Here is a 9,578-nt window from a genome sequence, read left to right on the forward strand (position 1 = left end):
GCCGGCTTGCCATGTCAGCCAATGGCGCGAGGGGGCCCTCGCCTGGGGATGGGTACGCGCCGCCGACCCCTTACAAGAAGGGCCGCAGCCAGCCGAGTCCCGCGCTGGTGCCCCCGGGTGCCGCGCCGCGCGCGGGCCGGTATTCGCAACCGATCCAGCCCGGGTAGCCGAGTTCGTCCAGCAACTGGAACAGGTAGGGGTAGTGGACCTCGCCCACATCCGGCTCGTGCCGCTCGGGCACACCCGCGATCTGGATGTGGCCCACCCGGCCCGTGGGCACGTACTGGCGGATCTGGGTGGCCAGGTCGCCTTCGACGATCTGGCAGTGGTACAGGTCCATCTGCACCTGGACGTTCGGCGCGCCGATCTCGGCCAGCAGCGCATGGGCCTCGTCCTGGCGGTTCAAAAAGTAGCCGGGCATGTCCCGCCCGTTGATGGGTTCGATGAGGATCTGCAGCCCGTGCGGCGCGGCCATTGCGGCCGCCACGCGCAGATTGGCCACATAGGTGGCGCGCACCTCGCCCCGTGTGCGGCCGGCCGGCAGCAACCCCGCCATCACGTGGATGCGCGGCGACTGCAGCGCTTGCGCGTAATCGATCGCCTGCACCATGCCGGCGCGAAACTCCGCCTCGCGCCCTGGCAGGCAGGCCGTGCCGCGCTCGCCTGCGTCCCACTGGCCCGGTGGCGCGTTGAACAGCACCTGTTCGAGGCCATGGGCCTGCAGGCGCGCCGCCAGTTCGGCGGGCGGGTGGTCATAGGGAAAGAGAAATTCGACCCCACGAAAGCCGTCACGTGAAGCCGCGGCGAAACGGTCGAGGAAATCGAACTCCGGGTAGAGCAGGGACAGGTTGGCGGCAAAGCGGGGCATGCGATACGGCTTTCGGGCGCGGGCGATGGCTGCGATTTTCTGGCGCTGAGGCGACCGCTGCGAGGGGGCTCGTCGAGAGATTTGAAAGCGCCGCTCACACGCCGTCGTCACGTGCTGATTGGATTGCCATTTCTTTGAAATGATTTAACGAAACGTTGATTGGGTGTCGGACACGGCAAGGGCATGGAATGAATACTCCGATGTGTTTTGTGGCCTTGATCCGCAATGCAATGCCCTCGACGTCATTCATTACACACGGGTACGTGCCCATCCACAGGGCGCCGACGACCCGGTACCAACCGAGCACATCAGCGGACACATCGGCGACTTCGCAAAAAGCGACAGAGCTTCGCATCCCTGGACTGGGGCAGCGTCGTCCCTGTCGATTATGCGCACTCCTTTTTTAAATGAAATTGAGAATCATGAAGATTGACGCCCATCGCGGACTACTCAAATGCGTCTTGCCTCCGAAGGACAAGGACTCCCAGCCAGATCTGCAGCGCACGCAACATGGGGGCTGTTCGAAAGCGGGAAAAGTGCTATCGACGGCCGCACGTGCCATTGGCCTTCCAACCATCCGAAGCTGGGCCTCCAGCAAAAGTTCGAAGATTGCGGCGCCTCGAAATGCAGATATCCAGAAGTTGCCAACTGCGAGTCAGGCCAATAAAGAGCGTGTGGAGTAAACCGTTAGAAAAATCAGGTTGATTCACGCAACGATGAAGCCTCGGCTCGATGCGCACAAAGAGCATGTGAAGAATGATCAAAATCGCACGCAAGCGTACATAGTCAACGGGCTCGAACCTTGCGATGAAGTCAATGAATGTCTGAATTCACTGGTGACGACATGCAACGAGGATTATTCTGCCGACCAGTCCCGAGCCATAAGAAAAAATCTGAGCGATATCGCATCAGATCTGCAAGAAATTTCCAATCTTTCAGAAGGGGAGATGGAAAGAATTGCTTTGGACTACATTTTTACTGTTTTTAAAGATACAAGCATTCCTGTGCTGGATGCCGGTTTGAATAATAAAGACGATAAAACTACGCATCTGAAAAAGATTGTGTTCGATGTTCCGAACAGCAAAAAGATTGCAGGCGTGCAGGAAAGCCATCAGTTCTCTTTTCCATACCTCGATAATTACGACAAGATGGCGGAAAATGAGTTGCGCTTGTTGACGAAAGACAGTTCAATTCCTGATCTGAAGGGCAAGACCATTTCATTCGTCGGTGCCGGTTTTCCACTTTCTGCCATGATGTATCATATTCACTCGGGCGCCAAAATCCAGTTGGTTGATATTGATCAAGGTGCTTGCGAACGGGCCGAAGCCTTTTTGGATATCTGCGCCGAAGCCAATATAATTGATCGAAGTGATTTCTCTGTCGCACAAGGTGACGCCAGTAAAATCAGATATGTCCGAAAATCGACGGACGATGTTGCAGTACAAGCTGCCGAAGACAGGGCTGGTGCCTCGTCGGACAAGGCAGAGGTATCGGAGTTGCAGAGCGATATCCTTATTTTCGCTGCCGCACTACCCAGCGAAGTCAAGGCAGCCGCCTTGGATAATATTTCTTCCCGGGGTCTGGAGGTGATTAATCGATGCACCTCCGAAACAAATAATCTACTTTATCCGTCCACCAAATTGTCTGCCTTGCAGAAAAGATATGGACTGGAAGGTGGTTCCCGTGTCTTTTCAGTGGAAAAGGTCATGTATCCAGAATACGCCTATAGAAACAAGACCTCTATCAATGCGGCGGGTGTTCCAGTCAATAAAAATGGAGTGCCAATGATTGAAACCAATAAAATCAACCAAAATACCGCCCAGAAAATTGGCGTCGCCGTCAATACCGCATCGGAGGGGAGCCTCTCGAAGAAGCTTGGCAACTCCCTGTCCTGACAGCGCTCCCGTGTCCAGCCCGTGACATACATCCTGGCCTTGATGTCCCATATCGTCCCTCGAGAGCGAGGCGTCGGATGGGGGTGCACTGGGCCCAGGAGGAATTCAATCGTCTGCTTGAAGAAAGGCTGCCGGACTGAAGCCATGCCCCTGGGCGAAGTCCAGCGCATCGAGACGGCGCTGGCGCTGTAGCGGGTGGTGGCTTGGAGCATCAATCGGCCGACGCGCCTAGGCCGGTCAATGCCGTATCGGGCCGCGGCCCCGCTGTTTGAGAAGGACGAGCAGCAAGCGACGGCGCAAGTGCGCCACCAGAAGAAGATTCGAAGGAGGCACCGCATTCGAACACGCGGTGGTGCGGCTGGTTGGCTCCACAGGGCGGCTTCCTGGACCACCAGGGCAATAGAGGGCTTGGCATGCTGGCCGCATTGCATGCAGGGGCTGCGGTGTGCCCGGACGGCTCTTTGATGCGTGTGGTGGGATGCCCTTGAAGTGGCCTTGTTTTATCATGGGATTGTCATTATTGGTGGCTACGATCGCGGCCTTTAATCACAGCGATTACGCCGATAGGGGCCTGCTCACATGACACGCCGCGTCACGATCCAAACGCCATTGGGAGAACAGCTGCAGTTTCGCCGCCTGCAGGGCAAGGAATCCTTGAGCGAGCTGTTTGCGTTGGATGTGGATCTGCTGAGCGAGAGCAAGTCCCTCGACCCCAAGGCGTTGCTGGGCAAGCACGCCACGGTGGAAGTGGAGACCGAAGGCGGCGGTCGGCGCTACCTGGACGGCATCGTCACCCGGTTCGGGCTGCAGGGCGAAGACCACCGGTATTACTCCTACCGCCTGCGCCTGCAGCCCTGGCTGTGGCTGGCCACGCGCAAGAGCGACTTCAAGATCTTCCAGAACAAGACCGTTCCCGACATCATCGAAGAGGTGCTCGGCAAATACGGCCACCCCCTGCAAAAGCGGCTCACGCGGGCCTATCGCAGCTGGGACTACTGCGTGCAGTACGGCGAGACCGACTGCGCCTTCGTCTCGCGCCTGATGGAGCATGAAGGCATCTATTACTACCACCAGCACAGCGCCGGCCAGCACATCCTGACCCTGGCCGACGACATCGTCGCCTCGCACAGCCCGCTGCCCGGGGCCGCCGTCATCCCCTTCTACCCGCCCGAGAAGGCCGCCGTCGCCGACAAAGAGAACATCCACGCCTGGGAACTGCACCAGAGCATCCACTCCGGGCGGCACTACAACGACGACTACGACTTCAAGAAACCGCGCGCGGACCTGTCCAACATGCGCCAGACCCCGCCGGGGCATGCGCACGACGCCCACGAAATCTACGAATGGCCTGGCGGCTACACCGAATTCGGCGACGGCGAAGCCTATGCCCGGGTGCGGCTGCAGGAAAGCCTCACCGGGCACAGCACCGTGCGGGGCCAGTCGCGCCACCGGGCGCTCGCCCCGGGCTACACCTTCACGCTGGAGAACTACCCGCGCGAGGACCAGAACCAGGCCTACCTGCTCACCGGTCTCGAATACCACTTCAAGGAAAACCCCCAGGTCAGCGCTGCCGCGCCGGGCCCCAAGGGCACGGCGCAGGAAGAAGGCTCGTTCCAGCGATTCACCCTGCTGGCCCAGCCCACCAGCGTGCCCTACACCCCCGCGCGCACCACGCCGAAGCCCAGGACCACCGGCCCGCAGACCGCCGTCGTCGTCGGCCCGCCGGGCGAGGAGATCTGGCCCGACCAGTACGGGCGCGTCAAGGTGCAGTTCCACTGGGACCGGGTGGGCGCCATGAACGAGAACTCCAGTTGCTGGGTGCGGGTCTCCAGCAGCTGGGCCGGCTCCGGCTTCGGGGCCCTGTTCATCCCGCGCATCAACATGGAAGTCGTGGTCGACTTCCTCAATGGCGACCCGGACTACCCCCTCATCACCGGCTGCGTGTACAACGCCGACAACATGCCGCCGTGGGCGCTGCCGGCCAACGCCACGCAGTCGGGCATCAAGACCAAGTCGAGCAAGGGCGGGGCCTTCGGTGACGGATTGAAGAACGGTGCGGGCGATGCCAATGCCATCCGCTTTGAGGACAAGGCCGGGGCCGAGCAGCTGTGGCTGCATGCGCAAAAGGACCAGCTCACCGAAGTGGAGAACGACGAGGACAAGTGGGTCGGGAACGACCGGCGCAAGACCATCGACCGGGACGAGACCAACGTCATCCACCGCGACCGCACCGAGACCGTGGACCGCGATGAAACCATCACCGTGCACAACAACCGCACCGAACGGGTGGACCACAACGAAAAGATCAGCATCGGCGACAACCGCAGCGAAGATGTCGGCATCGACGAGACGGTGAGCATCGGCAACAACCGCAGCAAGACCATCGGCCGCAACGAGAAGGACAAGATCGGCAACAACTGGTCGATCAAGGTCGGCAGCTTCAAGACCGAGACCGTCGGCCTGGCCTACCTGCAGAACGTGGGGCTGGCCAAGATGATGAACATCGGCGCGGCCTACAACGTGAACGTGGGCGCGGCCATGGTGGTCAACGTGGGCCTGACGCAGAGCACGAATGTGCTGATGAGCCGTTCGGTCACCGTGGGGCAGAGCCAGACCAGCAAGGTGGGCAAGGACCGCACGGACAGCACCTCCGACAACTACACCGAGAGCGTGGGCAAGAACGCGGCCACGACGATCGGCGAGGTGCGCACGCTGTCGGTCGGCAAGGAAATGTCCGTGACCGTGGGCGACGCCATCGAGATCAAATGCGGCAAGGCGGTGCTGCGCATGACCAGCGACGGCACCGTGCAGATCAACGGGCAGACCATCAACGTGGCCGGCAGCTCCAGCGTGACCGTGGCGTCGCCCAACACCAACGTCAACCCCACCTGACCGGAGTCCGCATGGCGCTCGCACAACCGTCCTCCGTCGATGCTTCGCTCTCTTCTTCGCCGTCTCACGGCGATGGTGCAGGCGCGACCCCATCCGTCACGATGTGCCAGGCCACGGTGCGCGCGCAAGCCGGGCAGGGCGCCTACAGCGTGGCGTGCGGCGCGGAGACTTTGGATGCCATCGTGGGCGTGATGCTGCCTGCGCTCGTGCCTGGCGACGAGGTGCTGCTGGCACGCACCGGTGCAGGCCAAGCCGTCATCACCGCCGTGCTGGTGCCTTGTGCCGCCGTGCCATGGAGCGACCGGTCCATCCGTTTGCAGTCGCATGACTCCATCACGCTCTCGTCCGGCGCCGCGACGCTGCGGCTGACGGCCGAGGGGCTGGCCCGCATCGTGGCCCTCACCATCGAGCACGACGCGCGCGACCTGGTGGACATCGACGCCGCCGAAGTCCGGATCAACTGAACGGCGGCCGCCGTCCGTTTCAGAGATGGACCTGCACCGCCTCCACGTGGCCATGGATTTCCTGCGACAGCGTGTGGCGCCAGGTCAGTGCGAAGTGGCCATGCTCGGGCTCGATGGTCACGGTGTCGAAATGCGGAGACGCGGTATGGCGCTTGCCGCCGCCGGCCGTCCAGGAAACGTGGGGCCGGATATCGGGCAGGGTGATCTGCGACGGGCCCTGGGCACTCAAGTGGAGCCACTGGATCGATGTGCCGGATGTCACCTGATCGAAAGAAAACTGCATCCGTGGATGCGCGCAGTTCCAGGCCGCCGGGTCGAAGGATCGGGGCATCCGTCCCACGATGCCGGGCACCTGCCACTCCGCCGGCCCATAGCTGCCCAGCAGCTTGCGCCGTGGCAGCCAGGTGCGGCCGAAACACCCGAACCCAGCGGGCGAGGGCGTATCGCTCGCTGCGTGGATCAACTCGTCCGGCCATTCGATCCGGGGCAGCGGCAAACCATCGGGCGGCAGCCCGGCGCTGAAGCCCAGGCCCGTGGGGTTGGCGGGGGCGAAGGCCTGTGCATCGGCAGGGTCCTGCCCACCGTAGGCCAGGTGATAGGCCACGGGCACCTGCAGCGCGGGTGCCTGCTCCACCGCCACCGGAAACAAGCCCAGTCGCTTGCGCCACACGCGCTCGCCGAAGACTCGCACCACGCGCGCCTCGCGTCCCACCGTCACGCCCGCATCGAACGCGGCGACGGGCTTGCCGCCGGGCGCGTAGGCCACCGCGTTGACGATGACATCCACCCGCGGCTTGAAGGGCACCAGGTCGCTTTCGAAGCGCACCACGCCCTCCATGCCCGGTGCATCGAAGAACTGGTCGCCACGCAGGATCGGCAAGCCCGTGCCGTGCGGCGCCACCCGATTGCGAAAGTCCAGCGTGGCTTTGACGACCACGGTCTTTTGCAGCCCGCCATCTGGCCCGTAGCCCGGAAGGATTTCCGCGGCGAAGGGCGTCAAATTTTCCAGCATCGTATGCATCCTTTTTGCTTTCGGCCTTGCCATGCGCCAGCCCTGAGGGGGTCTGCGTGAGTGTCACCCGTCTTCCCCTGGCGCGCGCCATCGACATCCCGGTCATGCGCGCATTGCCCCTGCGCATGGCGCGTTCGCTGGTCACGCAGTACTGGCGCCGCACCCACATGCTCACGCTGCCCGCACACCGGCTGGAGGCCCTGGCGGTGTTCGACGACAGCATCGTCCAGTGCCTGGCCTCGCTCAAGCTGCATCTGTCCCATGCGCCCGCGATGGAATCGGATTTTCATGCGGAAATCGCCGCAGCAGGGCACGAATTGCAGCAGGAAGGCCCCGCCGTTTTTGCCCACGCCTGCATCGAAATCCTCAAGCTGCAGCTGGACCGGCCCGCCGATGTGGCCCCCAACCTCTGGAACGGCCATCTGCAAGCCCACCCCGCTGCGGTCTTCCATGCCTTGCGATTCGCTTTCGATGACGCCGTGGCCAGCTATCTCGCGCCGCGCGCAAGCCAGGCGGTGCAGCAGCAGCACCTGTCGCTGGTGCGCCTTCTGATGCGGCTCGCCATTGCGCGGCCCGCGGTGTCCGATGCCTATGCCGATGCGATGGCGGCCATGGCCGAGCCCCTGCCCGGCGGCTTGGCGAATCTCTGCCATTGGCGTTGCGTGGCCCGTGCCGACGAGGCCAAGGCGCTGCGGGCCGTGGAGCAAGGCGAGGACGCCGAAGCAGGGTTGATCTCCCTCGCGCTCATGGGCAGCCCGCAGGAGACCACGGCCGCCAAGGCGATGCTGGCGCGATGGCCCGACTCCCCGGTGGCGCTGGCCCTTTGCGCGGCGCGCGCAGGGCACGATCTGGCCGTTGCCTTGCGCGAGGGCCGCTTTCCCGCCATGGCCTGGACGCAGCAGCTGTATGCCGCCGCCCTGGTCGGCGACGGCCCCTTGCTGCGCCATCTTGCGGCGCACACGCCGTGGGACGACGAACTCGCATGCCGGGCACTGGCCGACAGCGTGGCATTGCTGGCGGGCGTTCCCTGCGATGGGCTGTTCGACCGAGCCCGCCCGGCCGGCGACCGCGCCCAGTGGGCGGACGCGGCCCTGGCGGCGCTGCCCAGCGCCGGCCCGCCCCTGCGAATCGGCAAACCGCGGCCATCGGTCGTGCTGGAAGAGGCCGCCGCGTGCGTGGGTGCACCGCTGCGCCGCCTGCTGTACATCGAACATGTCTCCCGCATGAGCGGCGCGCTGTGGATCGAGGCCGATGACCTGGCCGGCGTGCAGGCGCTGGCGCTTCAGACGGCCTCCGTGTTCGAGCGGGCCGTCTTTGCCGGGAGTGCGCCATGACGCCGCTCACCATTGCGGCCACCGGCGCCTGCACGCCCATCGGCACGCGTGCCTGGCAGACCCGCAGCGCCGTGGCCAGCCGCTTTGCGGCCTTCACCCGCCAGCCCATCACGGGCCACATCGATCACCAGGCCACGGTGTCGCGCGTGCAGGCCATCGAGGCCGACTGCACCGGCATCGATCGGCTGATCCGGCTGGCCGCACCGGCCCTGCACGAGGCGCTGCAAGGCCCGACCACCGCACCCACCGCGGCATGGCCGATGGTCCGGCCCATTCCGGTCTTCATCGCGCTGCCCGAGCCGCTGCCTGAGCTGCGCGGCGCCATCGACGCCCAGCGATTCGCGCTGGAGCTGCCGCGCGCGCTCGACGTGGCACCCGAGTTCCTGCCGCTCATGCTCTACACGGGCGGGGCGGTGGCCGGGGCGGATGCCCTGGCTGCGGCATACCGCTTCATGCAAGAGCACCCCAGCGTGCCGGAGGTGGTTTGCGGCGGCGTGGATAGCGGGGTGGACCCGGCCACCATCGATGTCTTCCACCAACGGCGCTGGCTCCGGGTGAAAGGCCATACGGAGGGGTTCATCGCCTCCGAAGGGGCCGCGTTCGTGCGGCTCGCCCGCAAGCCCTGTGCGGCGAACTACGTCACCGTGTTCCCGCCCGCGTTCGCGCAGGAGCCGGCCTCCCGGGTCGGCAGCGAAGCCATCCTGGAGGGCACTGCGCTCATCGGTGCGGCGGCCCAGGCCTTGAAGGCCGCGGACATCCCCGCCCAGGCGCTGCAGTCCTACTGGAGCGACATGGACGGAAGCCCATGGCGAGGCAGCGAACTCATGAACCTCAGCGCCCATCTGGCTGCGCAGAATGGCCATCCCGCCATGCACGATCCGGCGGCATTCCTTGGCGAAATGGGCGCCGCCTGGGTGCCTTTGCTGCTGTGCCTGCTGCACGAGATGCGGCAGGACTTGCATCACCCGCACAGGCCCGTGGCGCTGAGCGGCCACGCTGGCCTGCAGAGCGTGACCGGCCTCTCCACCCGCGTGGCCGCCTGGGTCGCCACCTGGAATCACACCCGCGCACCGATGCCATCCCCATCCACCCGCAACCGCGAAGCTGCCTGAC

At 64.2% G+C, this 9,578-nt stretch carries 7 protein-coding genes; 5 read left to right on the top strand and 2 right to left on the bottom strand.

The genetic code is table 11. The annotated features are described in order from the left end of the window. Positions 1 to 70 precede the first annotated feature (70 nt). Positions 71 to 868, bottom strand: a complete 798-nt coding sequence (gene otnI, locus AVTE2539_RS12740; protein ID WP_284411086.1) for a 2-oxo-tetronate isomerase — start codon at positions 866 to 868, stop codon at positions 71 to 73. Between the two features lie 716 nt (positions 869 to 1,584). On the opposite strand from otnI, the gene AVTE2539_RS12745 reads away from it, so the two are divergent. From AVTE2539_RS12745 to AVTE2539_RS12755, 3 genes are all read left to right on the top strand, one after another. Beyond that, positions 1,585 to 2,763, top strand: a complete 1,179-nt coding sequence (locus AVTE2539_RS12745; RefSeq protein WP_284411088.1) for a class I SAM-dependent methyltransferase — start codon at positions 1,585 to 1,587, stop codon at positions 2,761 to 2,763. A gap of 579 nt (positions 2,764 to 3,342) precedes the next feature. Then, positions 3,343 to 5,655 (top strand): type VI secretion system Vgr family protein, encoded by a 2,313-nt coding sequence (locus AVTE2539_RS12750; protein ID WP_284411090.1) that lies wholly within the window; start codon positions 3,343 to 3,345, stop codon positions 5,653 to 5,655. Positions 5,656 to 5,666: 11 nt separating this feature from the next. Beyond that, a complete protein-coding gene (locus AVTE2539_RS12755; protein WP_284411093.1) occupies positions 5,667 to 6,119 on the top strand; it encodes a hypothetical protein in 453 nt (150 codons plus the stop codon). Between the two features lie 19 nt (positions 6,120 to 6,138). Here the strand turns inward: AVTE2539_RS12755 and AVTE2539_RS12760 are convergent, their stop codons facing one another. After that, positions 6,139 to 7,131, bottom strand: a complete 993-nt coding sequence (locus tag AVTE2539_RS12760; protein WP_284411095.1) for a DUF2169 family type VI secretion system accessory protein — start codon at positions 7,129 to 7,131, stop codon at positions 6,139 to 6,141. 56 nt (positions 7,132 to 7,187) lie between these two features. Between AVTE2539_RS12760 and AVTE2539_RS12765 the strand changes: the two genes are divergently transcribed. Both AVTE2539_RS12765 and AVTE2539_RS12770 read left to right on the top strand, forming a co-directional pair. Further along, positions 7,188 to 8,465, top strand: coding sequence for a hypothetical protein (locus AVTE2539_RS12765; RefSeq protein WP_284411097.1), 1,278 nt, complete (start codon positions 7,188 to 7,190; stop codon positions 8,463 to 8,465). Further along, positions 8,462 to 9,577, top strand: a complete 1,116-nt coding sequence (locus AVTE2539_RS12770) for a 3-oxoacyl-ACP synthase (protein WP_284411099.1) — start codon at positions 8,462 to 8,464, stop codon at positions 9,575 to 9,577. Before AVTE2539_RS12765 ends, AVTE2539_RS12770 begins: the two co-directional genes overlap by 4 nt. Position 9,578: the final 1 nt, after the last annotated feature.

It is taken from the genome of Acidovorax sp. SUPP2539, assembly GCF_030158975.1.
Taxonomy (GTDB): Bacteria; Pseudomonadota; Gammaproteobacteria; order Burkholderiales; family Burkholderiaceae_C; genus Paracidovorax.

What these genes read in the sequence shown, in the direction of transcription:
- AVTE2539_RS12755 (WP_284411093.1), top strand. Translation starts at nt 5,667, where the DNA reads ATGGCGCTCGCACAACCGTCCTCCGTCGATGCTTCGCTCTCTTCTTCG.
- AVTE2539_RS12750 (WP_284411090.1), top strand. Translation starts at nt 3,343, where the DNA reads ATGACACGCCGCGTCACGATCCAAACGCCATTGGGAGAACAGCTGCAG.
- AVTE2539_RS12770 (WP_284411099.1), top strand. Translation starts at nt 8,462, where the DNA reads ATGACGCCGCTCACCATTGCGGCCACCGGCGCCTGCACGCCCATCGGC.
- otnI (WP_284411086.1), bottom strand. Translation starts at nt 868, where the DNA reads ATGCCCCGCTTTGCCGCCAACCTGTCCCTGCTCTACCCGGAGTTCGAT.
- AVTE2539_RS12745 (WP_284411088.1), top strand. Translation starts at nt 1,585, where the DNA reads ATGAAGCCTCGGCTCGATGCGCACAAAGAGCATGTGAAGAATGATCAA.
- AVTE2539_RS12760 (WP_284411095.1), bottom strand. Translation starts at nt 7,131, where the DNA reads ATGCTGGAAAATTTGACGCCCTTCGCCGCGGAAATCCTTCCGGGCTAC.